The sequence below is a fragment of the Streptomyces blastmyceticus genome, from assembly GCF_039521185.1.
In the GTDB taxonomy this organism is placed as follows: Bacteria; Actinomycetota; Actinomycetes; order Streptomycetales; family Streptomycetaceae; genus Streptomyces; species Streptomyces blastmyceticus.
Genome location: NZ_BAAABW010000016.1, coordinates 170,160 through 194,000, shown reverse-complemented (window position 1 = coordinate 194,000; position 23,841 = coordinate 170,160). Strand labels below are relative to the sequence as shown.

The window sequence follows — 23,841 nt, the reverse complement described above, 5'->3', positions numbered from 1 at the left end:
TCAGCCCTCCAGGAAGGCCGTCAGCGCGGCGGCCAGCAGGTGCGGGTCGTCCGAGCCGCACAGCTCGCGCGCGGAGTGCATGGACAGGCAGGCGACGCCGATGTCGACGGTGGCGATGCCGTGGCGGGCCGCGGTGATGGGGCCGATGGTGGTGCCGCAGGGCATGGAGTTGTTGGAGACGAAGTGCTGCCACGGCACGCCGGCCCGCTCGCAGGCGGCGGCGAAGACGGCCCGGCCGCTGCCGTCGGTCGCGTACCGCTGGTTGACGTTGATCTTCAGGATCGGCCCGCCGTTGGGCATCGGGTGGTGGCCCGGGTCGTGGTGCTCGGCGTAGTTGGGGTGCACGGCGTGGCCGGTGTCGGAGGAGAGGCAGACGGTCCCGGCGAAGGCGCGCGCCTTGTCCTCGTACGTACCGCCGCGGGCGAAGACCGACCGCTCCAGCACGGTGCCCAGGAGCGGGCCGTCGGCGCCGGTGTCGGACTGGCTGCCGTTCTCCTCGTGGTCGAAGGCGGCGAGGACCGGGATGCACGGCAGGTGGTCGCCCGCCGCCGCGGCCAGCGCGGCCGTGCCCGCGTGCACGGACAGCAGGTTGTCCAGGCGCGGCGCGGCGAGCAGTTCGCGGTCGCGGCCGAGGTAGGCGGGCGGCTCGACGCTGTGGACCATCAGGTCCCAGCCGGCGATGTCCTCGGCGACCAGGTCCGCCTCCTGGGCGACGAAGCGGATGAGATCGCCCTCGCGCGGCTCGCCCAGGCCCCAAATGGGCGTCATATGACGCTGCTTGTCGAGCTTGAGGCCCTCGTTGACGCCCCGGTCGAGGTGGATGGCGAGCTGCGGCACGCGCAGCAGCGGGCGGTCCACGTTGACGAGGTGGTTGCTGCCGTCGCGCAGCGTCACCCGGCCGGAGAGGCCGAGGTCGCGGTCGAGCCAGGTGTTGAGCAGCGTGCCGCCGTAGAGCTCGACGGCGACCTGGCGCCAGCCGTGCGCACCGGTGTCCGGCAGCGGCTTGACGCGGAGGTTGGGGGAATCGGTGTGCGCGCCGACGATGCGGAAGGGGGTCGCGGCTGTCGCACCCTCGGGTACGTACCAGGCGATGATCGCGCCGCCGCGCAGCACGAACTTGCCACCGGCGGACGCGTCCCACGCGTCGGTCTCCGCGATCTGGCGGAAGCCCGCCTTCTCCAGTCGTGCGGCCGTGTTGGCCACCGCGTGATACGGGGAGGGGCTGGCGGCGATGAAGGAGATCAGGTCGTCGGTGTGGCCGCGGTCGAAGCGGTGCGCAGGGCTCATGGCCTCAGGATAAGGACAACGGGCCCGCTGTCCCCGGGAGGGAGAGCGGGCCCGTGGCCGACGTGTGACGGCGCCGCCACCGGAACCTCACGGTCCGGCAGAAGTTCCTAGAAGACGGACTCGTCCAGCTCCATCAGGGAGTTGTCGATCGACTCGGCCAGGTCGCGCTCCAGGGAGACGCCCGGCAGGACGTTGTGGGCGAAGAACTTCGCCGCCGCGATCTTGCCCTCGTAGAAGGACTTGTCCTTGGAGGAGGCGGTCGGGAGCTTCTCGGCGGCCACGGCCGCGCCCCGCAGCAGCAGGTAGCCGACGACGACGTCACCGGAGGCCATCAGCAGGCGGGTGGTGTTGAGGCCGACCTTGTAGATGTTCTTGACGTCCTCGCCGGTGGCGGTGAGGTCGGTGATCATCTTGCCGACGATCGCCTCCAGGTCCACCGCGGCCTTGGCCAGCGAGCCGCGCGCGACGGCCAGGTCCTCGCCGCCGGCCTCGGAGGCCAGGAACTTCTTGATCTCCTCGGCCAGGGTGTTCAGGGACTGGCCCTGGTCGCGGACGATCTTCCGGAAGAAGAAGTCCTGGCCCTGGATGGCGGTCGTGCCCTCGTAGAGCGTGTCGATCTTCGAGTCACGGATGTACTGCTCGATCGGGTACTCCTGGAGGTACCCGGAGCCGCCGAAGGTCTGCAGCGACTGGGCGAGCAGCTCGTAGGACTTCTCCGAGCCGTAGCCCTTCACGATCGGCAGGAGCAGGTCGTTGAGGCCGTGCAGCGCCTTGGTGTCCTCGCCCGCGTGCTCCTTGACCAGGATGTCGTCCTGGACGGCGGCGGTGTGCAGGACGAGGGCGCGCATGCCCTCCGCGTACGCCTTCTGCGTCATCAGGGAGCGGCGCACGTCGGGGTGGTGGGTGATGGTGACCTTGGGCGCGGTCTTGTCCATGAAGTTGGCCAGGTCCGGGCCCTGCACGCGCTCCTTGGCGTACTCCAGCGCGTTGAGGTAGCCGGTGGAGAGGGTGGCGATGGCCTTCGTGCCGACCATCATCCGGGCGAACTCGATGATCATGAACATCTGGCGGATGCCGTCGTGCTTCTCGCCGATGAGCCAGCCCTTGGCGGGGTGCTTGTCGCCGAAGGTCATCTCGCAGGTGTTGGACGCCTTGAGGCCCATCTTGTGCTCGACGTTGGTCGCGTAGACGCCGTTGCGCTCGCCCAGCTCGCCGGTCTCGAAGTCGAACTCGTACTTCGGGACGAGGAAGAGCGACAGGCCCTTGGTGCCCGGGCCGTGGCCCTCGGGGCGGGCGAGGACGTAGTGGAGGATGTTGTCCGCCATGTCGTGCTCACCGGACGTGATGAAGCGCTTCACGCCCTCGATGTGCCAGGAGCCGTCCTCCTGCTTGACCGCCTTGGTGCGGCCGGCGCCCACGTCGGAACCGGCGTCCGGCTCGGTCAGCACCATGGTGGAGCCCCACTGCTTCTCCACCGCGATCTTCGCGATGTGCTTCTGCTGCTCGGTGCCCTCCTCGAAGAGCACGCCCGCGAAGGCGGGGCCGGAGGAGTACATCCACACGGCCGGGTTCGAGCCGAGGATCGTCTCCGCGAAGCCCCACAGGAGCGAGCGCGGCGCGGTCGTGCCGCCGATCTCCTCCGGGATGCCCAGCCGCCACCACTCGGCATCCATGTACGCCTGGTAGCTCTTCTTGAAGGTGTCCGGAACCGGGGCGGTGTTGGTCTCGGGGTCGAACACCGGCGGGTTCCGGTCGGTGTCGGCGTAGGACTCGGCCAGCTCGTTCTCGGAGAGGCGCGTGATCTCCGAGAGGATGTCCTTGGCGGTCTCGATGTCCATCTCCGCGAACGGTCCGGAGCCGTACAGCTTGTCGCGGCCGAGCACCTCGAAGAGGTTGAACTCGATGTCGCGGAGATTCGACTTGTAGTGGCCCATGACAACGGCTCCGTAAGGGTGGGAGGTAGACCTCAAAATACGTACCGGGCAGTAATTTCCATGATGCTACCCACCAGTAATAAGACGCAACCCCTGATCGGCCAACTGTGACCAGTCTCAATCGGGGAGCTGTGCGAGCGCCTTGGCGGAGGTCGTGCGCGCAGGGGTGCGAGAGGGGAGGAAGGCATGCGGAGCGAGCCTGTGCGGCGGAGGGCGATGCCGAAGTACCTTCAGGTCGCCGACGACGTTCTCGGCCAGATCCGGTCGGGCGCACTCCGGCCCGGGCGGCAGGTGCCCAGCGAGAGCGAGCTGATGGCCCGCTGCGGCGTCTCGGTCGGGACGGTGCGCAAAGCCATGGCGGAGATTCGCACCAGTGGGCTGGTCGAGACTCTGCACGGCAAGGGTTCCTATGTCGTGGCGCCGCCACCGGTGCGCCGCAAGTCGTCCGACCGCTTCCGGCGCTCGCACTGGACGGGCGGGGAGGACACTCACCTCGGAGTGGCGGTGAAGGTGAGCGTCCTGTACGTCGGGCCCGCCGCGGCGCCGCCGGGCATCGCGGACCGTCTCGGCGTCGCGCCGGGTGCCCGGGTACTCGCCAGGCGTCGGCTGTCCTTCAGTGACGGCACCCCGGCCGAGGAGTCGACGTCGTACCTCCCGTGGGGGCTGACCGAGGAGATCCCGGAGCTGCTCGCCGAGAATCCGGGACCGGGTGGGATCTACGCCCGACTGGAAGATCGCGGGCATGAACTCGCGGAGTTCGTGGAAACGGTGCGAGCCAGGCCGGGGCACTCATATACATGAGCTTATGAGTGCGCTTCCAGCAGAAGCGAGTGGCAGGCGATGACAGCGGAGGCGTACGAGGTGCAATCGCGAGTGCTGACGGCGGTGGTGCCGGTCTGGCTGAACCGGGCGGATCACGTACGCGCTCATGCGGCTTGTCACGCCTCGGCGATGTTGTGGAACCGGACAGTGGCCTGGGTGCGCGGTGAGTGGCGAGCCGGTCGGTCGCCAGGGCGGGAGGACATCCGCCGCTACGTGACCTCATTGCCGGCCGAGGCGCGGCCGGTGCACGCACACACGGCGCAAGCTGTTGCCTATGACCTTGCCGACGCGATCGCCCTCGCCCGGGCGAACAAGGCGCAGGGAATGGCGGCAGTGAAATTCCCCTGGCGCGAGAAGCGCTATCGGCGGTTGGTGTTCACCACGGGCTTCGGCTGGAAGATCACCTCCAGGGGCCGGCTGGCGCTTTCACTGGGGCGAGGGCGGGAGCGGGTCGTACTGCCGGTGCCGGAGCTCACCAACCGGAACGGGGTCCTGGTCACCCCGGACCGCTGGGGCGAGATCAAGCTGTGCTGGGATGGCGCGGCGCGCGGCTGGTCCTTGCGTATTGCCCACCGTGTGCCTGACGACAGACTGTCGGACGCCTCCGGCCACGAGGGTGCGGAGGCCGCCGGAATCCGGGCGGTGACCGTCGCGGTCGACGAGGGGATCGTCAATCCGATGACGCTGGCCATCCGGGCTCCGGATGGTGCGTACGAAGTGGCGGTGATCAACGGCCGGGCGGCCCGGGCCGTCAAACAGCGCCGCAACAAAGGAGCTGCGCGATTGCAGTCCAAGCTGTCCCGTTGTCAAAGCGGCTCGCGGCGATTTCGCAAGCTTTCCGAAGCGCGGAAAAAGCTGACAGCCAGGACCGGTCGGCGCCTGCGTGACTTCAACCATCAGGTGACCGCGAAGGCCAACCGGTTCATCCGCGAGCAGGTGGAGGCCCATGAACAGGCGGTTCCGACCGGGGCGCGCGTCGTGGTGCGACTGGTCGTCGGGGACGTGCGCGGTGTCGAACGGAACACGGAGAAGAAGCGCCGCACGTCACGCTCGACACGGCAACAGCTCTCCCAATGGGAGCGAGGCACCCAGGAGCGGCTGCTCGCCTACAAAACGGGCCTTGCGATCCGGCACATCAGCGAGGCCTACTCCTCCCAGACGTGTCCCTACTGCCTGACACGACGCAAGGTGCGCGGACGCTCGTACGCCTGCGTCAACAAGACCTGCGCCTCGGTGCTCAACCGGGACGCGGTGGGCGGGGTGAACATCCACACCCTGGCCGTCAATGACGGGACGTACGTCCCGGTCCCACCCGAGACGGTAATTCGGGTGAAGTATCTACGGGCCCAACCCGGGTGGTCTGCCGACCAGCGGGAACGGCATGGCTTCCATCAGCGCGCGCGGCATCGCGCCGGTGCGGGGCGCAGTCGCGAAGCACGTAGTAGCGCCCAGAACCGGGCCACCCGCGCTGACCTGCCTGTTGGCGTGTGTGTTGCCGTCGTTCCCCGTTCCGGGGGCGCCATGGGTCACGAAGGCGGTGCCGCCACCCCGCAGGGTGCCGGCCGGGCGGTCGCCCGTACTGCCGAGGGGCACATGTGAAGACGGAAGCTCCGGCCTTCTGGCCGGGGAGGTTCACTGAGTACGCTTTGGCGCATGTACGGCTACGACCAGAACGCGGGAACGCAGGGCTACGCACCGCCGCAGCAGCCGGGGGGCTATGGCGAGCAGCCGCTCTACCCCGAGCCGTCCCCGCCGTCGCTCGCCGACGCGGTCCGGGCCTTCACCACGGGGTCGATGTCCGCGGAGGACTTCCAGGTCGTCTTCTCGAGCTCGAAGGTCTACTGCCCGCGCGGTGACAACCCCGGCTTCCTCGCCCTGCACAACACCCAGCAGCCGGTGATCCCGATGTTCACCTCGCTCAAGGAGCTGCGGCGGTACGCGGGCAAGGAGTCGAAGTACTTCGTGATCACGGGTGCCGAGGTCATAGACCTCCTCCCGACCGGCTACGGCTTCGTCCTCGACATGGAGGGCGACCACCGCATGGTCTTCGACGCGAAGGCGGTCGAGCAGATGGTCGACTTCGCGATGCGCCGGATGTATGGCTGACGGTTCCTACGAGGTCGCCCGCCTGTAGAGGGCTGCCACGTTGTCGCCGAAGTACGCGCTGTACGACGTCTCGTCGTCGCCGCCCTCCTGATAGCCGCCCACGACGCCGGCGACCATCCCCAGGCCCGTCGCCGGGTCGACATCGGTGAGCATCGGCCCGCCGCTCGTGCCGTTCGTCAGCCCCCGGCAGTCGAAGCGGAGCTGGGTGGGGCTGTGGCTGTCGGTCGCGTTCTGGCAGGCCACCGGGGTGTCCCGGTCGGCCGGGTAGCCGATCAGCCGTGCCGCCCGGCGCGCGGCGGGCTTGAGCCCGAGCTTCTCCGCTCCGGTGACGCGCTCGATCGGCGTGCTGTCGCCGACCCTGCGGACCCGCAGGAAGGCCACGTCGTGGTCGGGGTCGCGGTCCGCGGCCCACTCCGGGTCGATGTCGACCGAGGTCGGCACCCACACCCCGTACGGCGCCTCGCCGTCGTGGTACCCCGGGGCGAACGCGATGTCCGTACGGAAGCCGTCCTGGTGGACGCAGTGTGCGGCGGTGAGGACGAGATCGCCCCGCGGGCTGTGCACGACGCTCGCGGTGCAGCCGTGGCCCGGTGCGCCCTGGCCCGTGTAGAACAGCGGCCCCACCGCGGGCGAGGGCTTGATCGCGGACGCCTCCAGCGGCTCGGAGGCGGGCAGCGGGTCCGTACGGGCCGGGAGCGCGGCCCGGGCGTCCTGGGGCGCGGGGGCCGCGGGCGGGCCCGTGCGCACCGCCGCCAGCAGCGCCTTCGACGCCGCGTCGCCCTCCGCCTCCGGCTGCGCGTAGTGCCCCGATGCGTCGCCCTCCGCGACGGGCGTGCCCGTGGCGACCCCGTGCTTGGCCACCATCAGCGCGATGGCGCCCAGGGCCAGGACGGTGGCGATCAGGGCGGAGAGTGCGGCCGGGCCGGGTCCGCGGACGTTCAGGCGCATTGATCCAGTGTCCATGGTCGCCGCCCATGGCAGGTGTGCGGGAATGCCGCGGCCCTTGCAGGTTGTTCAGTGTTCAACTAACTTGTAAGCAGAACAACCGAGGAGGCTGTCATGCCGGCTGTGACCGTTGAGAACCCGCTGACCCTGCCGCGCGTCACCGCTCCGGTGGACGCACGGCAGCGGCCGGTGCTGCACGTCGCGACCGCGCCGTCGGGCTTCGAGGGCGAGGGATTCCCTGTCCGCAGGGCGTTCGCGGGGATCAACTACAAGTACCTCGACCCGTTCATCATGATGGACCAGATGGGCGAGGTGGAGTACGCGCCCGGCGAGCCCAAGGGCACGCCCTGGCACCCGCACCGGGGCTTCGAGACCGTCACGTACATCATGGACGGCACCTTCGTGCATCAGGACTCGCACGGTGGTGGCGGAGTCATCAGCGATGGCGACACCCAGTGGATGACGGCGGGCTCGGGTCTGCTGCACATCGAGACTCCGCCGGAGTCGCTGGTCATGAGCGGCGGTCTCTTCCACGGTCTGCAGCTGTGGGTGAACCTGCCGAAGCGGGACAAGATGATCTCGCCGAAGTACCAGGACATCCGAGGCGGCAGCGTGCGGCTGCTCGCCTCGGAGGACGGCGGTGCGCTGCTGCGGCTGATCGCGGGCGACATCGACGGGCACGAGGGCCCGGGCGCCACCCACACGCCCATCACGATGATGCACGTGTCCCTGAACCCGGGGGCCGAGCTGACGCTCCCGTGGCGGGCCGACTTCAACGCGCTGGCGTACGCGCTGGCCGGGCGGGGCACGGCGGGCACGGACAAGAGGCCCTTCCGCACGGGTCAGTCGGTCGTCTTCGGCAACGGCGACTCGATCACCCTCCGCGCGGACGATACGCAGGAGTCGCGGAGCCCGAACTTCGAGGTCGTGCTTCTCGGTGGACAGCCGATCCGGGAGCCGATGATGCACTACGGGCCGTTCGTGATGAATACGCACGCGGAGCTGGCGCAGGCGTTCGAGGACTTCCAGGCCGGGCGGCTCGGAGTGGTTCCGGCCGACGCGTAGGCTCCGCCGCGTGGGGGGCTCCGCCCCAGACCCCGAAGCACGCTCCGCGCGCTGTCCTCAAACGCCGGACGGGCTGGAAAATCCAGCCCGTCCGGCGTTTGAGGACGCGCCCGCTGGGGGTACCTCCCAGCGGTAGCTGGGGGAGCTCCCGCCGCAGGCGGCAACGGACCCGCAGCCGGCGATCAGACCTCGGCCGGAGCCGCCGCCCCGTCCGCTTCGTACAGCTCGAACCAGATGTTCTTGCCCTCGCCCCGGGGGTCCACCCCCCACGTGCCCGCGAGCAGTTCCATCAGGACCAGGCCGCGGCCCGAGGAGGCCATTTCCCCGGGGTGGCGCCGGTGGGGGAGTTCGTCGCTGGCGTCCGCCACGTCCACCCGGATGCACCGCGTGCCCCGTTCGCCGGAGATCTGTGCGCTGAGCAGCGCGTCCCCGTCCGTGTGCACGAGGACGTTCGTGACCATCTCGGAGACCATCAGGACGGCCGAGTCGACCTGGTCCTCGTCCGGCCAGTCGTGCATGAGGAGGCGCAGCTGCCGCCGTGCCTCGGCGATGCGCTCAGGTTCGGCCTGGGCGATGGACAGGACCGTACGGCGCGGGGCCGGGGCGCCGGTGAGGGGCGCGCCCTCGCGGGCGAGGAGGAGGACGGCGATGTCGTCCTCGCGCCGGTCGACGAGCGGGCCGGTCGTGTAGTGGGAGGACGGCCCGTGCACGCCCTGCACGAGCGCGTCGGCGAGCGACTCCAGGCAGTCGGCGGCCCGGCCGCCGTCCTCGTCGAAGGAGTGCCCCTCGATGATCCCGCGCAGCCGCTCCCAGCCGGTCTCCAGGTCGTGGCCGCCGGTCTCGATGAGGCCGTCCGTGCAGACGAGCATCGTCTCGCCGGGTTCGAGGAGGAGCCGGGTGGTGGGGTAGTCGGTGTCGGGGTCGATGCCGAGCGGCAGGCCGCCGGCCGTGGGCCGCAGGAGCATCGTGCCGTCGGTGAGCCGGATCGCGGGGTCGGGGTGCCCGGCGCGGGCGATGGTCAGCCGCCCGGTGCCGGGGTCGACCTCGGTGTAGAGGCAGGTGGCGAAGCGCGGTTCCGTGTCGTCGCCCTCCGTCTCGCTGGCGTTGATCCCGGCGAGGAAGCGCGAGGCCCGGGAGAGGACCGCGTCGGGGTGGTGCCCCTCGGAGGCGTACGCGCGCAGGGCGATCCGCAGCTGTCCCATCAGCCCCGCGGCTCGTACGTCGTGGCCCTGCACGTCGCCTATGACCAGGGCGATCTTCCCGTTGGGCAGCGGGATCATGTCGTACCAGTCGCCGCCGACGTCCAGCCCGCCGCCGGTGGGGACGTACCGCGCGGCCACCGACATCCCCGGGATGTCGGGCTGGAGCGTCGGCATCATCGAGCGCTGGAGGCCCACGGTCAGCTCGCGCTCGGACTCGTGGACGCTGGCGCGGCTCAGCGCCTGCGCGAGCATCCGGGCGACCGTGGTGAGCACGGACCGCTCGTCGGGGGTGAAGGAGACCGGGACGCTGAAGCCCGCCATCCAGGCGCCGATGGTCTGCCCCGCGTTGATCAGCGGCAGGAAGGCCCACGCCCTGCGGCCGAAGTGCGCCACGTCCTTCCACGCCTCGGGGAAGCGGCGTTCGTAGTCCTCAGGGGAGGGGAAGTAGATCGCGCGGCCGGTGCGGATGACCTCCGCGGCGGGATAGGCGGCGCTCAGCGGCAGGTCGAGGAAGGGCGCCGCCTCGCCGGGACCGTAGCCGTGGTGGCCGATGACCTTGACCCGGCCCGCCTCCGCGCTGAAGACGGCCAGGCCCGACGGCACGAAGCCGGGCATCGAGAGACCCGCCGCCACCCGCAGCACCTCGGCCGTCGAGCGGGCCTCCGCGAGGGCCCGCCCGGCGTCCAGCAGAAACGCTTCTCTGTTGCGGCGCCAGTCCCCCGTGACGGACGTGCGGGACGCCGTGGTGCCCTGCAGCGGCTGGGGGACCTCCTGCAGCGTGCCCACCAGGACGTGCTCGCCCTCCTGGACGGACGACCTGGTGCGGGTGCGCAGCGTCCGCAGCACCCGGCCCTCGTCGTTGACGACCCTGAGCCGGGCCTCGGCGAGCGTGCCCTCCGCCACCGCTAGGCTGATGATCCCCTGGATCTCCACCCAGTCGACGGCGTGGAACCGGGCGCGGGTCGCGGATTCCGTCAGCTCCACGCGCACAGCGGGGAGGCCGATGAGACGGGCGGCCTCGGCATCGAAGGTGACGACGCGCGTGGCGTTGTCCCAGTGCCACAGGCCGGTCGCGACAGCGGCCAGTACGTCCTCGGTGCGCATTGCCCCACTTTATGCGGGTATCGGCGATGGACACCACCGAGGCCGCTCGCAGCAGTAGGTAGGCTTGCACAGGGGCTGCTACGTCGCTGACCCGGCGCCCCGGCCCGATCAACGACCTCGATCACTGACCTCGATCGACGACCTCGATCACACCTCGACCAACGACTTGGATGAACGATGCATCGGTACCGGTCCCACACCTGCGGCGAGCTCCGTGCGGCTGACGTCGACACCGACGTGCGACTGAGTGGCTGGCTGCACAATCGGCGCGACCTGGGCGGCATCCTCTTCATCGATCTCCGCGACCACCACGGCCTGGTCCAGCTGGTCGCCCGCCCCGGCACCGCCGCCAACGAGGCCCTGAGCCACCTCACCAAGGAGACCGTCGTCCGCGTGGACGGCAAGGTCATGAGCCGCGGCGCGGACAACGTCAACCCCGAGCTGTCCACCGGTGAGATCGAGATCGAGGTCACCGAGGTGGAGGTGCTCGGCGCCGCCGAGCAGATCCCCTTCACGATCAACGCCGACGACGGTGTGAACGAGGAGCGGCGCCTGGAGTACCGCTTCCTCGACCTGCGCCGCGAGCGCATGCACCGCAACATCATGCTGCGCTCGGCCGTCATCTCCGCCATCCGGCAGAAGATGGTCGCGCAGGGCTTCAACGAGCTGGCCACCCCGATCCTGTCCGCCACCTCCCCCGAGGGCGCGCGCGACTTCCTGGTGCCCTCCCGCCTGCACGCCGGCAAGTTCTACGCGCTGCCGCAGGCGCCGCAGCAGTTCAAGCAGCTGCTGATGATCGCGGGCTTCGACCGCTACTTCCAGATCGCGCCCTGCTTCCGCGACGAGGACGCCCGCGCGGACCGCTCGCCGGGCGAGTTCTACCAGCTCGACATGGAGATGTCCTTCGTCGAGCAGGAGGACGTCTTCCAGGTCATCGAGAAGGTCATGACCGAGCTCTTCGAGGAGTTCGGCAATGGCCGCCACGTCACCTCGCCCTTCCCGCGGATCCCCTTCCGCGAGGCGATGCTGAAGTACGGCTCCGACAAGCCGGACCTGCGCGCCAAGCTGGAGCTCGTCGACGTCTCCGCGGTCTTCGCCGACAGCGGCTTCAAGGCGTTCGCCGGCAAGCACGTCCGCGCGCTGGCCGTGCCGGACACCGCCGGTCAGAGCCGCAAGTTCTTCGACGGCCTCGGCGAGTACGCGGTCGAGCAGGGTGCGAAGGGCCTGGCCTGGGTCCGCGTCGGCGAGGGTGGCGAGCTGGCCGGCCCGATCGCGAAGTTCCTCACCGAGGAGGACGTCAAGGCCCTGACCGAGGCCCTCGGCCTGGTCCCCGGCCACGCCGTCTTCTTCGGCGCCGGCGACTTCGACGAGGTCTCCAAGATCATGGGCGCGGTCCGCGTCGAGGCCGCGAAGCGCGCGGGCCACTTCGAGGAGAACGTCTTCCGCTTCTGCTGGATCGTCGACTTCCCGATGTTCGAGAAGGACGAGGAGACCGGCAAGATCGAGTTCTCCCACAACCCCTTCTCCATGCCGCAGGGCGGCCTGGAAGCGCTGAACACGATGGACCCGCTGGACATCCTGGCCTGGCAGTACGACATCGTCTGCAACGGCACGGAGCTGTCCTCCGGCGCGATCCGCAACCACGAGCCCGAGGTCATGTACCGCGCGTTCGAGATCGCCGGTTACTCGAACGAGGACGTGGAGCGCGAGTTCGGCGGCATGCTGCGCGCGTTCAAGTTCGGCGCTCCGCCGCACGGCGGCATCGCGCCGGGTGTCGACCGCATCGTGATGCTGCTGGCGGACGAGCCGAACATTCGCGAGACGATCGCGTTCCCGCTGAACGGGAACGCGCAGGACCTTCTGATGGGCGCGCCGAGCGAGGTCGACGAGTCGCGTCTGAAGGAGCTTCACCTGTCGCTGCGCAAGCCGCAGCCGGCGAAGCCGGCCGCCAAGTAGCCGGTGGGGCGCCCGGAAGCTTCCGGGTGACCTCTTCGCCCTCAAGCGCCGGGCGGGCTCGGATATCCGGGCCCGCCCGGCGCTTGGCGTATCCGGGGGCGTCCGGGTTGTCTGTTCCCCAGTCCCGCCCCTTCCTGAAACCGGGGGAGACCCCCGGACCCCCGAAGCACGCTTCGCGCGCTGTCCTCAAGCGCCGGACGGGCTGACGCGTCAGACCAGCGCCGTCACCATCGGAACCCTCGCGCAGCAGCCCACCGCCGAGTGGACCGCGCGGGCCAGGCGCCAGGCCGTGAGGCGGCTCAGGTAGAGCACGGACCGCACTCCGTACTCCGTCACCGCCATGAGTTCCGTTTCGCCGAGCTCCTCGGCCACGAGCACCACCCGTTCGTCGCTGTCCCGGGCCAGCCTGCGCAGTTCCGCCGCGGCCGGGGCGTCGTCCGTGCCCATGAGGACGAAGGACACGGCCCCGTCCTCGCGGACCACCCGCACCTCGGGCAGCTCCCGCAGCCGGCGGACGAATCTCGCCCGGTTGAGCTCGTCGGTCGCGTGAACGGTCACGGTGATGCGTTTGTCGGACACTTCTCTTCCTCGTCTTCCCCGTCTTCCCCCATGTATCTGCACGTCCCACCTTGCTGGGCCGTTGTCAACGAACGATCGCCGATCGATAAATGCAGCAGGGCCCGGAACCGTCACGGTTCCGGGCCCTGCTGTGTGCGATCGAGCGGGAGCTGCTACGCGTCTTCCCCGCCGCCGAAGCGCTCGCGGTAGGCCGCCAGGTCGTCCTCGGTGATCTTCGCGAAGAGCACCGGCGGCACGGTGAAGGCCGTGCCCGCGGGGACGAACGACAGGGACTTCGCTTCGTCGGAGGTGACCCACGTGGCGTTGTCGTCCGTCAACGCGAACGCGGACCGCATCGCGGCGGCGGACGCCGGGATGAAGGGCTCGGACACCACGGAGTAGAGGTGGATGAGGTTCATCGCCGTGCGCAGCGTGAGCGCCGCGCCCTCGGGGTCGGTCTTGATCTCCAGCCAGGGGGCCTTGGTCTCCAGGTAGGAGTTGCCCGCGCTCCACAGCGCGCGCAGCGCCTGCGCCGCCTTGCGGAACTGGAGCTCCTCCATGTGCCGCTCGTACTCCGCGAGCAGCTCCGCGACCTCGCGGCCGAGCGCCGCCTCCGCCTCGCCCGCCTCGCTGCCCGCGGGGACCTCGTCACCGAAGCGCTTCTTGGAGAACGAGAGCACGCGGTTGACGAAGTTGCCGAGGACGTCGGCGAGGTCCTTGTTGACCGTGGCGGAGAAGAGCTCCCAGGTGAAGGACGTGTCGTCCGACTCGGGGGCGTTGGCCATCATGAAATAGCGCCAGTAGTCGGCGGGCAGCAGCTCCAGGGCATCGTGCGTGAAGACGCCGCGCTTCTGGGAGGTGGAGAACTTGCCGCCGTAGTAGTTGAGCCAGTTGAAGGCCTTGACGTAGTCGACCTTCTTCCACGGCTCACGGGTGCCGAGCTGCGTGGCGGGGAACATCACCGTGTGGAACGGGACGTTGTCCTTGCCCATGAACTGGGTGTAGCGGACGTCCTCGGCCTCGTACCACCACGACTTCCAGTCGCGGTTCGCCGGGTCCTGGTCGGCCCACTCCTTCGTCGCGCCGATGTATTCGACCGGGGCGTCGAACCAGACGTAGAAGACCTTGCCCTCGGCCGCCAGCTCCGGCCAGGTGTCGGCCGGGACGGGCACGCCCCAGTCCAGGTCGCGGGTGATGGCGCGGTCGTTGAGGCCCTCGGTCAGCCACTTGCGGGCGATGGAGGAGGCCAGCACCGGCCAGTCCTTGCCGTGCTCGTCGATCCACGCCTCGACCTCGCCCTGGAGCTTCGACTGGAGCAGGAAGAGGTGCCGGGTCTCGCGGACCTCCAGCTCGCTGCTGCCGCTGATCGCCGAGCGCGGCTCGATCAGGTCCGTCGGGTCCAGCACGCGGGTGCAGTTCTCGCACTGGTCGCCGCGCGCCTTGTCGTAGCCGCAGTGCGGGCAGGTGCCGACGATGTAGCGGTCGGGCAGGAAGCGGTCGTCGGTGATCGAGAAGACCTGGCGGATCGCCCGCTCCTCGATGAAGCCGTTCTCCTTGAGCTTCCGCGCGAAGTGCTGGGTGATCTCGCGGTTCTCGGGGGAGGAGCTGCGGCCGAAGTAGTCGAAGGACAGCCCGAAGCCGTCGTAGATGGCCTTCTGCGCGTCGTGCTGCTGGGCGCAGAAGGTGTCGACGGGCAGGCCGAGCTCCTTGGCGCCGAGCTCGGCGGGTGTGCCGTGCTCGTCGGTGGCACAGATGTAGAGCGTCTCGCGGCCGGTCTGGCGGAGGAACCTGGCGTAGACGTCAGCCGGGAGCATGGACCCCACCATGTTGCCCAGGTGCTTGATCCCGTTGATGTACGGAAGGGCGCTGGTGATGAGGTGTCGAGCCATTTCCGGCTGCTCCCTGGTCGCGGTTTACAGAGGTCTTTAGCGTATCCGAGGGCCGGGGGGTGCCCGCGCGGCGATTTCGGCGTCCGCCGCGGGGGCCCACCCTTGCGCCGCCGGGCCTTCAGCCCCCGACCGGCGGCGGCTCGGCCATCCACGCGCGCCACGGCCTGGTGATCACCTCCCGGTAGGTGTGGTGGGACGGATTGCTCCCCGCGTGCCGGAACGTCCAGCCCTGGGCGTCCGTGACGTCCTCCACCGCGGCCGAGCAGGCCTCGCACACCGCGCACTGCATCGCGTACGTGATCGGCTCCGCGTCCGGCTCCTGGTCCGGCTGGAGGGTCCAGTTCCCGAAGAAGAAGACGGTGCGCGCGGTCAAAGCCCCCACCTGCTCTCGGCATTCAGCCGCGCCACGCGGGCGCGCAGCGCCTCCGCCTCGGAGGCGGGCCGGGCGCACTCGGGCGGGCAGTCCCACTCGACGCCGCCCTGAGGGGGACGTAGCTGTACGTATCCGGCGTGCCGGTCCATGACCTGGCCGAGGCGATTGGTACGCGTGTCCACGGCATAACTCACGGGGGCGGGAGGAGGGGGAGTGGGGGCAGGGAGCGAGGGGGGATTTTCATTGCTCACGCTTTGAGGATGCCCACTGAGACGTGAGCCTGATCAGGCCACTTGAACGAGGCTTCGCCGCCGCCGCGGGCGGGCATCCGTACGGCCCGCGCGCCGCCGTACGGATGGCCGGGTTTCCTGTCGCACCCCATCTCCCGCGCTCCTAACGTGGGGCGCCGGAGCAAGGCAGCGAATCCGGCCGTTCACAGGAGGGTCCATGAGCGTCAGCGCCAAGACCACGTACCTGATCAGGAACGACGAGACCGGGCTGTATCTGACGGCGAAGGGCGCGGCGGTGGTGCAGGAGCGGCTGCACGCGTGGCCGCCCCGGGCCGGGCAGGCGTGGCGGCTGGAGCCCGGGCAGGGGGGCCGGGACACCTACCGGGTGCGGAATCAGCGCAGCGGCCGCTATCTCCAGGTCCGCCGGTACGGCGAGGGCACCGCCGTCGGGCAGGCGCACCTGAACGAGAGCGCGCCCGCGTACCGGAGCCAGACCTGGCGGATCACCGGTGACGCGGACGAGGGGGCGCCCGTCGTCAACGTCCACAGCGAGCTGCGGCTGACCGTGCGCGACGGCGCCACCGCCGAGGGCGCGGTGATCGAGCAGACGCGGGAGACCGTGGCCGCGCGTGCCGGGGCCCAGCGGTGGCACTTCGAGGCCGTCGAACAGACCGGTGGGACGCGGGCGTTCGACGCGCTGGCCGGGCTGGTGGTGGAGCCCGGCACCGGGGGCATCGTCTCGACGGCCACCAGTGTGCTGAAGACGGCGATGGAGGCGACCGGCGGCGTCGTCGGCACGGTGTCCAAGTGGGTGCCGGGGAGCGACCGCACGCCGTACATCCGCTTCGACGGGTTCCGGGACGACGAGGTCGTCCGCTTCTCCCGGCGGAACCGGGTGGAGACCGAGCGGAAGAAGATCAGCGAGGCGTTCCCGCACCTGCCCAAGGAGTTCCACGGCGGCTTCGACTTCGTGACGCGCACCCCGCGGGGCCACCGCTACCCGTATCTCGGCGTCAAGGGCGATCTCGCCGTCGAGTTCTCGGACCGGGAGGGCGAGGACCTGCTGCCCGCCGACGACTACTTCCCCGCCCAGGAGCTCCGGCCGCGGGCGGGCCGGCGCTTCAAGGCGGTGTCCGCGGCGCCGGACGGCTCGTCCTACCTGGTGTTCGGGGAGCGCGGGACCGTGGTCGTGGACCGGCCCGGCTCGCCGTACGAGCGCGAGGTGCGCGAGGTCGAACTGGGGCATCTGCCGAAGGAATTCGGCGGCGTGCCGGACGCGGTGGCCTCGGCGGGCGTGGGGGAGGAGACGCACTTCTTCGCGACGAAGGGGGACCGCTATCTCGTCTTCACGCTGCGCGAGGTGATCCAGGGGCCGGCGGAGATCCTGGACGCCTGGCCGTTCCTGCTGGGGGCGTGGCTGTAGCGCGGGCCGGGAGGACGTCTGCCCGGGTGGCGGGAGGTGCGACCCTCTCCCGCCACCCGAGCTCCCCTCCCCCTCATCGGCTCAAGGCTCATAGGTTCACGTCTGCGGCGGTTCACATTTACAGCAGTTGTGCATCCGAAGAGTGATCCTACGACTACCTAGGGTAGTCACTCGATCGCACCGGCGTCACCACCGTGAAGGGGCGCCCGGAGGTGACCGAGGGGGCGCGCGAGGCATGCGTTCCGGCGCCGCACGCCCCGGCCCCATGACGGAGACATCCGCGAAACATCCCATGGGGTAGACCCACATGCATGCTGGAAAGGGGGCTAATACCGACAAGGATGGACAACGGGATGCGCGTGCTGGTCGCCGAGGACGAGGAAATACTGGCCGAGCTCGTGGCCACCGGGCTGCGCCGGGCCGGGTTCGCCGTGGACACCGTCTACAGCGGGGACGCCGCGATCGCCTATCTGGACCTGCACGACTACGACGTCGTCGTCCTCGACCGCGATCTCCCCCGGGTGCACGGCGACGACGTCACCCGCCGCCTCGTCGCCTCCGGCTCCCGCACCCGCATCCTGATGCTCACCGCGGCCGGCAGCATGGAGGACCGCGTCGCCGGGCTGGACCTGGGCGCCGACGACTATCTCCCCAAGCCGTTCGAGTTTCCCGAGCTGGTCTCGCGCGTACGGGCGCTGCGCCGCCGCAGCGCACGCCCCGCGCCGCCGGTGCTGGAGCGCTCCGGGCTGCTGCTGGACACCGTGCGGCGCACGGCCTCCCGCGACGGCCGGGACCTCGACCTCTCCCCCAAGGAGTTCGCCCTGCTCCAGATCCTGCTGGAGGCGGAGGGCGCGGTCGTCAGCGCGGAGGAGCTGCTGGAGCGCGCCTGGGACGCGCACGCCGACCCCTTCACCGGGGCCGTGCGCGTGGCCATGAGCAAACTGCGCGGCAAGCTCGGCGAGCCGCCGCTGATCCGTACGGTCCAGGGCGTGGGGTACGCGCTGTGAGACTCCGCCTCCGCGGACCCGCGCTCACCGCCCGCACGCGCATCGCCGCCGCCTACGGCGCGGTGTTCCTCGTGCTCGGCACGCTGCTGCTGGTCACCGTCAACGTCCTCTCCCGCGCCGGTACGCGCGAACAGGCCACGGTCATCGCGCGCACCGCGATGCCGGTGGAGGCGCTGCGGCCGGGCGAGCCGATCGGCGCCCACCACGGCACGGAGTTCACGGGCCTGGCCTCGTCCACGATCTCCCAGGTCACCGGCGACGTCAGCGCCGCCGCCTCGCAGCAGCTCGTCCTGTGGTCCGCGCTCGCCCTCCTGCTCACCGCCCTGCTGGCGGTGGGCGTCGGCTGGTGGACGGCGGGGCGCGTGCTGCGGCCCGTCCACGCCATGACCGCCACCGCCCGCCGCATCTCCGAGCGCAATCTCCACGAGCGCATCGGACAGCGCGGCCCGGACGACGAGCTGAAGGAGCTGGCCGACACGATCGACGCGCTCCTCGGCCGCCTGGAGGGCGCCTTCGACAGCCAGCGCCGCTTCGTCTCCAACGCCTCCCACGAACTGCGCACCCCGCTCGCCACCCAGCGCGCCGCCATCCAGGTCGGCCTCGACGGCGACCTGTCGCCGGAGGAACTGGCGCGCACGAAGGCGCTGTTGCTGGAGACCAACCGGCGCTCGGAGCACCTGATCGACGGCCTGCTCGTGCTGGCCCGCAGCGAACGCGGACTGGAGCGCCGGGACCCGCTCGACCTCGCGGACGTCGTGGCGGAGGAGACGGCCGCCGTCGCGGACCGCGCGGAACGGGAGGGCGTACGCGTCGAGGCGCACTCCTCCCCCGCCCCGCTCACCGGCAACCGCGTACTCCTCGCGCAGCTGACCGGCAATCTGCTGCGCAACGCGGTGGGCTACAACCACCCGGGCGGGAGCGTGGAAGTGGACGTGCGGCCGGGCCGGTTGACGGTGACGAATACCGGCCCCGAGGTGGCGGCGGCGGACGTCGACGGCCTCTTCGAGCCCTTCCGGCGGGGCGCCGGGCGGGAGCGGCTCGGCGGCGGCACGGGCCTCGGCCTCTCCATTGTCCGGTCCATCGCGCGGGCGCACGACGGGACGGTGGAGGCCGTCCCGCGGCCGGGTGGCGGCCTCCGGGTGACGGTGCGGTTCCGCCCGTGAGACGACAGGAGGCCGCCCCCGGTCGTGGGGGCGGCCTCCGCCGTACGGCGCTGTGGAGCGGCTACTTCACGATGCCCGCCGCGCGGGCCTCGGCCAGCCACTCCGGGAACTCGACCATCAGCTCCTGGTAGAGGCGCGCGTCCGTCAGGGCGCGCGGGTCGCGGCCCGCGTGGAAGAAGCCCGCGTTGTCGACGACGCGCTTCTCGGGGACCGCGAGGTCGTCCAGCTTGCGGAGGAAGTCGAAGCCCTTGCCCTCCGGGTCGCCGAAGCCCACGAACTGCCAGAAGATGGGGAGCTTCGCCGCCTCGCACAGGGCGCGCTCCGCGGCCGGCTTGCTGTACGGGCCGCCGTCGGTCTGGAAGATGACGAACGCCGGGTCCGTGGCGCCCGACTTCCGGTAGTGCTCGATCACCGCTTCCATGGCCCAGTGGTAGTTGGTGCGGCCCATGTGGCCCATGGAGCCGTGGAGTTCGTCGATCCGGCCCTCGTAGTTGGTGAGGTCCAGATCGGCCGTGCCGTCGACGTCGGTGGAGAAGAAGACGACCGGCACGGTGCCGTCGTCGTCGAGGTTGGCGGAGAGGCCGAGGGCCTGCTCGGCGAGGTGCTGGACCGTGCCGTTCTTGTAGTACTCGCGCATCGAACCCGAGCGGTCGAGGACCAGATAGACGGCCGCGCGCTGACCGGTGAGCCCCTGCTTCTCCAGCGAGACGGCCGCCGTCTTGCACAGGCTGACCAGCGCGGGCGCGGCCTTCTCCACCTTCTCCAGGCCGACGGCCTGCTCCGCGCCGGTGGCCTTCTCCGTACCGACGGCGCCGACGGCCTCCGCGTCGCGCGGCGGCATCGCGGGCTGCGGCTCCGGCGTCGGGCCCGGGGCGGGTTCCGGCCTGGGGACCGGGCGGGGCGTCGGCTCGGGCTCCACCGGCGGCGAGGGGAGCGGCGCGGGCACCGGGTCCGGCTCCGGGATGGGCTTGGGGGAGGGCATCGGCGTCGGCCCGGGCTCCGGCTGGGGGAGCGGATCCGGCTTGGGCGTCGGCCCCGGAGTGGGCCCGAGCGGCCCGGGGTCGGGCACGCGGTCCGTGGTGGGCTGCGCGGGGACCGGTGCGCGGAAGGGCTCGGCCGGGGCCGGCTCCGAGGCGGGGGCCGGGACCGAAGCGGAAGCGGGCGCGGCGGCGGGCGCGGGCTCCGAGGCCGGGGCCGGGACGGAAGCCGACGCGGTGTCAGGAGCCGGTGTCGTCACGGGTTCCGCCGACGGCCCGGGGACGACCGCGGCGGGCTCCTTCTCCGGGGCGGGCGCGGAGCCGGCGACCGGTTCCGTACCGTCGGCTCCTGCCGTCCGTCCCGCGTTCTGCTGGGGCAGGCTGGGTTCGTCGCGCTCGGCTGTCGCTGTCCTGGACCGGCCGAACGCGTTCCGCAGCAGACTCCGAATGCCCATGGGGAGAAGTCCTTCACGTGTCTCGGGGGTTATGAAATGTCCGGAGTGTCGGGGAATATCCCAGGTCCGGACGGCTACGTAAGGCTAGCCGTCACGCGCCTCCCGGCGTGCCGAGACCCTCGTAAGCCGCCCCGCGCCCGACACCGTCGGGGGACGGCCCCCGCGCCCGGTTGCGCCAGCTGGGCTCACCCGTAAGCACGCCCGGCGCCGGATCCCGCCCCACCACGCCTTCCCTCGCGGTATCCTCACACACCGTCAGGGGTGACATTCACCTTCGCAGCGGCCGCGTGAAGACCTCGCGCACGGCCCCGTCCCCGAGCGTCAGTTTTCCCGCGGTCGTCCACCCCCACGAGAGACGGGCCGCGTGCGCGCCGTCCCCGTGCGCGTCCGCAGGGGAGAGGACCATCGCCGCGAGCCCCGCCCCGCTGCCGGAGAGCAGCCGGTCGTGGAGGCGGCCGCCGGTGCCCTGGCGGCGGTGGCGCGGCAGGACCATCAGCTCGGCGACGAGGAAGACCCGCCCGGCGGCCGTCAGCTCCTCCAGGTCCGCGGGGACGGGCCCGTCGAAGCCCTGCCAGCGGTCGCTGTCGCGGGCCAGCGGATAGCCGTACGCGCAGCCGACCGGCCCGCGGTTCTCGGCGATCACCAGGTCGAAGCCGGGCCGCGAGGAGTCGTCGGCCAGCCGTTCCTGGAAGTGGGAGCGGCTGTGGGAGGGCTCGCCGGGCGTGCCCCCGTACGCCGCTACGTGCAGATCCGCGAGCTGCTCGCGGTACTGGTCGGACTGCCAGCGGCTCAACCTGCGCAAGAAGACGTCGCCCATGCGCCCTTCCTGCCCAGCGCGGCTGTCACCCACCCCCGGGTGGGCGGTTTCCGGCGCGGTAACGCTGCCGTACGCCCAGGACACGAGAAGGCCAAGAGCAGGGTAAGAAATGGGTCCAGGGCAACCCTCTCCACCTATTCCGGCCTCTTTATCGGTGAGCATCGTTTTACGAACATGAGTACCCACAACGGGGGCAGGGAGTTGAGAGCCGCATGGGCCTGACCAGCCGGTCACTCTTGTATACGGTGGTGTTCGTCGCCGTGCTGTGCGTCGGTCTCACCGTATGGCTCTGGCCGCGGCTCTCCGGGCGCGGCGCGCTGCCCGTGCTGGGGCGACTCGGTTCGATTCTGGTGACCCAGTTGTCGATCATGTCCGTGGTGCTGCTCGCGGTGAACTCCGCGAACAGCTTCTACGGCACCTGGGGCCAGCTCCTCGGCCGCTACGACAGGTCGCCCGGCCAGGTCACGGCGGTCACCGACACCAATACCGGGACCACGGTCGACGCGGCCAAGGGCGGCCTGATCCGGCCCGCGAGCTCACAGAGCACGGACCGCATGGGCCTGCCGGAGGGCCCGAAGGACAAGGTCGGGGCGGTGGAGTCGGTGCGCCTGGTGGGCCGCCGCTCCAATGTCGTCGAGCCGGCGTTCGTGTATCTGCCGCCGCAGTATTTCCAGAAGCAGTACGAGCGCCAGCGCTTCCCCGTGATCGTGGCCATCAGCGGCTATCCGGGCGGCATCGACAACCTCTCCAAATACCTCCAGATCCCGAAGACCGCGAGCGAGCTGCTGGCCGCGAAGAAGATGCAGCCGACCGTGATCGTGATGCTCCGGCCGACGATCGCGCCGCCGCGCGACACCGAGTGCGTGGACGTCCCGGGCGGCCCGCAGTCGGAGACGTACTTCACCAAGGACGTGCCCGAGGCCCTGCGCAGCGCCTATCGCGTCGGCCACGAGGCCAGCGCCTGGGGCGCCATGGGCTACTCCTCGGGCGGCACCTGCGCGCTGGAGCTCGCGATGCGCCAGCCGTCCGTCTATCCCGCGGCGGCCGCGCTCTCCGCCGACTACAAGATCAAGAATGATCTGACCACGGGAAATCTCTTCGGCGGCGGGGACGAGGCGAAGCAGCGGGAGCGCGAGCACGATCTGATCTGGCGCCTGAAGAATCTGCCCGTGCCGAAGGTCTCCGTGCTCGTCACCAGCAGCAAGAAGGGCGAGAAGAACTTCAAGGAGACGGAGAAGTTCCTCAAGGCGGTCAAGGAGCCGATGTTCGCCTCCAAGATCATTTTGGACGAGGGCAGCCATAACTTCACCACCTGGCGGCGGGAGATCTCGCCGAGCCTGGAGTGGATGAGCAAGCAGCTGGTCTTCCCGCAGGACGTCAACAACTGATCTTTCGCGGAATTCGAAGGAAAAGGGGCCTCCGGGGCCCCTTTTCCCTGTGCCGGCCTTATGCCGGTCCCTTGTCCAGCTCCTCGCCCAGCCAGCCGAACGCCGCCGGGTACATCGAGATCCACGTGTTGTAGTTGTGCCCGCCCTTCTGCGCCAGCATCGTCTTCAGCCGGACCTTGCTGCCCGCGGCCGCCCGCTGGAACTCCTCGATGTACGAGGGCGGGCTGTCCCGGTCCTGGCGCGAGGTCGCCAGGAACAGGCCGACGTCCGCCTTGGTGTGGGCCACCAGCCACATCGGGCTGTTGCGCAGCCGCAGCTGTGCGTCCGGCAGGACGCCCCGGTCACCGGTCAGCGGATCCGGGTCGAGCGCCGCGCCCGCGCCGAACACCTTGGGGTACTGCAGTGGCAGCTTGGCCGCGCAGTAGCCGCCCGTGGAGATGCCCAGCAGCCCCCAGTAGCGCGGGCCCTTCCCGGTCCTGAAGTGGTGCCGGATCAGGTCGGGGACGTCGGAGGAGAGCCATGTCGCGACCTTGTGCCCGTTGGTGTCCGTGCAGTCCGTGTCGACACCGCCGGGGTTGATGATCGGCACGACGAGGATGAACGGGCGGCTCGCCCCGTCCTGGAGCAGCTTCTGGAAGTCGCCGGGCATGTGGCCCTGCTCCATCCACGACTGCGGCGACCCGGGGACACCGTGCAGCAGCAGCACGACGGGGAAGTCGGTCTTGCGGTAGCGCGGGTCGTCGTACTGCGGCGGGGTCCAGACCATCACCTGCCCGGACAGCGCCGAGGCGCGCCCGCGGACGTACGTCTCCTGTATGCCGGCGTCCCCGCGCAGGAAGCGGGCCCGCTCCGGGGGCGGGCCGGGCATCGACACCGGGCCCGAGCCGCCGGGCCGCCCCAGCAGGTCGTCCCAGGAGGCGTAGAGCCCGTAACTGCTGTTGATCCACGTCGCGACGACACAGATCGCGGTCACCTGGCACAGCCCGATCAGCACGATCCGCGCCACCCAGGCGAACGGGCGCGGGCCGGGGATCCTCGCCCACAGCAGCAGCGTCGCCAGCACGGCGACCACGGTCGCGGCGACGAGCACAGCGAAGAACGCGGTCCCGGTGAGACTCATCCGTGCGGGCTCCCTCGGCT

19 protein-coding genes and 1 pseudogene are annotated in these 23,841 nt (G+C 70.5%); 9 read left to right on the top strand and 11 right to left on the bottom strand.

The features are described from left to right. Window positions 1–1,287 carry a M18 family aminopeptidase gene (locus ABD269_RS14715; protein WP_344118264.1) on the bottom strand — a complete coding sequence of 429 codons (1,287 nt, stop codon included), beginning with the start codon at window positions 1,285–1,287 and terminating at the stop codon, window positions 1–3. A 107-nt stretch (window positions 1,288–1,394) separates the two neighbouring features. After that, window positions 1,395–3,221 carry an acyl-CoA dehydrogenase gene (locus tag ABD269_RS14710; RefSeq protein ID WP_301886333.1) on the bottom strand — a complete coding sequence of 609 codons (1,827 nt, stop codon included), beginning with the start codon at window positions 3,219–3,221 and terminating at the stop codon, window positions 1,395–1,397. Window positions 3,222–3,407: 186 nt separating this feature from the next. Here ABD269_RS14710 and ABD269_RS14705 point away from each other — a divergent pair. The 3 genes and pseudogenes from ABD269_RS14705 to ABD269_RS14695 form a co-directional block, all read left to right on the top strand. Next, window positions 3,408–4,004, top strand: a pseudogene (locus ABD269_RS14705) (GntR family transcriptional regulator); the annotation flags it as partial. Between the two features lie 90 nt (window positions 4,005–4,094). Continuing rightward, the gene (locus tag ABD269_RS14700; protein ID WP_344118263.1) at window positions 4,095–5,642 is read left to right on the top strand and encodes a zinc ribbon domain-containing protein; all 1,548 of its coding nucleotides are present in this window, start codon (window positions 4,095–4,097) and stop codon (window positions 5,640–5,642) included. A gap of 54 nt (window positions 5,643–5,696) precedes the next feature. After that, entirely contained in the window at window positions 5,697–6,149 is a 453-nt protein-coding gene (locus ABD269_RS14695) for an SseB family protein (protein ID WP_116212775.1), read from the top strand. A gap of 6 nt (window positions 6,150–6,155) precedes the next feature. Here the strand turns inward: ABD269_RS14695 and ABD269_RS14690 are convergent, their stop codons facing one another. Further along, window positions 6,156–7,097 carry a trypsin-like serine peptidase gene (locus ABD269_RS14690; protein ID WP_344118262.1) on the bottom strand — a complete coding sequence of 314 codons (942 nt, stop codon included), beginning with the start codon at window positions 7,095–7,097 and terminating at the stop codon, window positions 6,156–6,158. A gap of 111 nt (window positions 7,098–7,208) precedes the next feature. Here ABD269_RS14690 and ABD269_RS14685 point away from each other — a divergent pair, with 111 nt between their 5' ends. After that, on the top strand, window positions 7,209–8,159 hold the full coding sequence (locus ABD269_RS14685; protein ID WP_344118261.1) for a pirin family protein: 951 nt from the start codon (window positions 7,209–7,211) through the stop codon (window positions 8,157–8,159). Window positions 8,160–8,341: 182 nt separating this feature from the next. Here the strand turns inward: ABD269_RS14685 and ABD269_RS14680 are convergent, their stop codons facing one another. Next, complete coding sequence (locus tag ABD269_RS14680; protein ID WP_301886337.1) at window positions 8,342–10,465, bottom strand: ATP-binding SpoIIE family protein phosphatase; 2,124 nt, start codon at window positions 10,463–10,465, stop codon at window positions 8,342–8,344. A gap of 177 nt (window positions 10,466–10,642) precedes the next feature. Between ABD269_RS14680 and aspS the strand changes: the two genes are divergently transcribed. Next, complete coding sequence (gene aspS / locus ABD269_RS14675; protein WP_301886338.1) at window positions 10,643–12,421, top strand: aspartate--tRNA ligase; 1,779 nt, start codon at window positions 10,643–10,645, stop codon at window positions 12,419–12,421. Between the two features lie 210 nt (window positions 12,422–12,631). On the opposite strand, the gene ABD269_RS14670 is transcribed toward aspS, so the two are convergent. The 4 genes from ABD269_RS14670 to ABD269_RS14655 all read right to left on the bottom strand — a co-directional run bounded on the left by ABD269_RS14670 (window position 12,632) and on the right by ABD269_RS14655 (window position 15,423). Continuing rightward, window positions 12,632–13,000: a DNA-binding response regulator gene (locus ABD269_RS14670; RefSeq protein ID WP_301886339.1), complete on the bottom strand. Its 369-nt coding sequence runs from the start codon at window positions 12,998–13,000 to the stop codon at window positions 12,632–12,634. A 152-nt stretch (window positions 13,001–13,152) separates the two neighbouring features. Beyond that, window positions 13,153–14,868, bottom strand: a complete 1,716-nt coding sequence (metG, locus tag ABD269_RS14665) for a methionine--tRNA ligase (protein ID WP_301886340.1) — start codon at window positions 14,866–14,868, stop codon at window positions 13,153–13,155. 118 nt (window positions 14,869–14,986) lie between these two features. Further along, window positions 14,987–15,250 (bottom strand): DUF7848 domain-containing protein, encoded by a 264-nt coding sequence (locus ABD269_RS14660; protein ID WP_301886341.1) that lies wholly within the window; start codon window positions 15,248–15,250, stop codon window positions 14,987–14,989. Further along, complete coding sequence (locus tag ABD269_RS14655) at window positions 15,238–15,423, bottom strand: hypothetical protein (RefSeq protein WP_116212767.1); 186 nt, start codon at window positions 15,421–15,423, stop codon at window positions 15,238–15,240. The genes ABD269_RS14660 and ABD269_RS14655 overlap by 13 nt, the downstream gene beginning before the upstream one ends. A gap of 265 nt (window positions 15,424–15,688) precedes the next feature. Between ABD269_RS14655 and ABD269_RS14650 the strand changes: the two genes are divergently transcribed. The 3 genes from ABD269_RS14650 (at window position 15,689) to ABD269_RS14640 (ending at window position 19,064) form a co-directional block, all read left to right on the top strand. Then, window positions 15,689–16,894, top strand: coding sequence for an RICIN domain-containing protein (locus tag ABD269_RS14650; RefSeq protein WP_344118260.1), 1,206 nt, complete (start codon window positions 15,689–15,691; stop codon window positions 16,892–16,894). Between the two features lie 353 nt (window positions 16,895–17,247). Then, entirely contained in the window at window positions 17,248–17,901 is a 654-nt protein-coding gene (locus ABD269_RS14645) for a response regulator transcription factor (RefSeq protein WP_301886343.1), read from the top strand. Further along, complete coding sequence (locus ABD269_RS14640) at window positions 17,898–19,064, top strand: sensor histidine kinase (RefSeq protein ID WP_344118259.1); 1,167 nt, start codon at window positions 17,898–17,900, stop codon at window positions 19,062–19,064. Before ABD269_RS14645 ends, ABD269_RS14640 begins: the two co-directional genes overlap by 4 nt. 61 nt (window positions 19,065–19,125) lie before the next feature. Here the strand turns inward: ABD269_RS14640 and ABD269_RS14635 are convergent, their stop codons facing one another. Together ABD269_RS14635 and ABD269_RS14630 are read right to left on the bottom strand one after the other, a co-directional pair. Continuing rightward, window positions 19,126–20,496 (bottom strand): vWA domain-containing protein, encoded by a 1,371-nt coding sequence (locus tag ABD269_RS14635; RefSeq protein WP_344118258.1) that lies wholly within the window; start codon window positions 20,494–20,496, stop codon window positions 19,126–19,128. Window positions 20,497–20,764: 268 nt separating this feature from the next. Continuing rightward, window positions 20,765–21,313 (bottom strand): hypothetical protein, encoded by a 549-nt coding sequence (locus ABD269_RS14630; protein WP_301886346.1) that lies wholly within the window; start codon window positions 21,311–21,313, stop codon window positions 20,765–20,767. Between the two features lie 212 nt (window positions 21,314–21,525). Here ABD269_RS14630 and ABD269_RS14625 point away from each other — a divergent pair, with 212 nt between their 5' ends. Then, on the top strand, window positions 21,526–22,701 hold the full coding sequence (locus ABD269_RS14625) for an alpha/beta hydrolase (protein WP_301886347.1): 1,176 nt from the start codon (window positions 21,526–21,528) through the stop codon (window positions 22,699–22,701). A gap of 58 nt (window positions 22,702–22,759) precedes the next feature. Here ABD269_RS14625 and ABD269_RS14620 read toward each other — a convergent pair whose 3' ends face one another. Next, entirely contained in the window at window positions 22,760–23,821 is a 1,062-nt protein-coding gene (locus ABD269_RS14620; RefSeq protein ID WP_344118256.1) for an alpha/beta hydrolase, read from the bottom strand. Between the last annotated feature and the right edge of the window lie 20 nt (window positions 23,822–23,841).

What these genes read in the sequence shown, in the direction of transcription:
- ABD269_RS14715 (WP_344118264.1), bottom strand. Translation starts at nt 1,287, where the DNA reads ATGAGCCCTGCGCACCGCTTCGACCGCGGCCACACCGACGACCTGATC.
- ABD269_RS14710 (WP_301886333.1), bottom strand. Translation starts at nt 3,221, where the DNA reads ATGGGCCACTACAAGTCGAATCTCCGCGACATCGAGTTCAACCTCTTC.
- ABD269_RS14695 (WP_116212775.1), top strand. Translation starts at nt 5,697, where the DNA reads ATGTACGGCTACGACCAGAACGCGGGAACGCAGGGCTACGCACCGCCG.
- ABD269_RS14690 (WP_344118262.1), bottom strand. Translation starts at nt 7,097, where the DNA reads ATGCGCCTGAACGTCCGCGGACCCGGCCCGGCCGCACTCTCCGCCCTG.
- ABD269_RS14685 (WP_344118261.1), top strand. Translation starts at nt 7,209, where the DNA reads ATGCCGGCTGTGACCGTTGAGAACCCGCTGACCCTGCCGCGCGTCACC.
- ABD269_RS14680 (WP_301886337.1), bottom strand. Translation starts at nt 10,465, where the DNA reads ATGCGCACCGAGGACGTACTGGCCGCTGTCGCGACCGGCCTGTGGCAC.
- aspS (WP_301886338.1), top strand. Translation starts at nt 10,643, where the DNA reads ATGCATCGGTACCGGTCCCACACCTGCGGCGAGCTCCGTGCGGCTGAC.
- metG (WP_301886340.1), bottom strand. Translation starts at nt 14,868, where the DNA reads ATGGCTCGACACCTCATCACCAGCGCCCTTCCGTACATCAACGGGATC.
- ABD269_RS14650 (WP_344118260.1), top strand. Translation starts at nt 15,689, where the DNA reads ATGAGCGTCAGCGCCAAGACCACGTACCTGATCAGGAACGACGAGACC.
- ABD269_RS14645 (WP_301886343.1), top strand. Translation starts at nt 17,248, where the DNA reads ATGCGCGTGCTGGTCGCCGAGGACGAGGAAATACTGGCCGAGCTCGTG.
- ABD269_RS14635 (WP_344118258.1), bottom strand. Translation starts at nt 20,496, where the DNA reads ATGGGCATTCGGAGTCTGCTGCGGAACGCGTTCGGCCGGTCCAGGACA.
- ABD269_RS14630 (WP_301886346.1), bottom strand. Translation starts at nt 21,313, where the DNA reads ATGGGCGACGTCTTCTTGCGCAGGTTGAGCCGCTGGCAGTCCGACCAG.
- ABD269_RS14625 (WP_301886347.1), top strand. Translation starts at nt 21,526, where the DNA reads ATGGGCCTGACCAGCCGGTCACTCTTGTATACGGTGGTGTTCGTCGCC.
- ABD269_RS14620 (WP_344118256.1), bottom strand. Translation starts at nt 23,821, where the DNA reads ATGAGTCTCACCGGGACCGCGTTCTTCGCTGTGCTCGTCGCCGCGACC.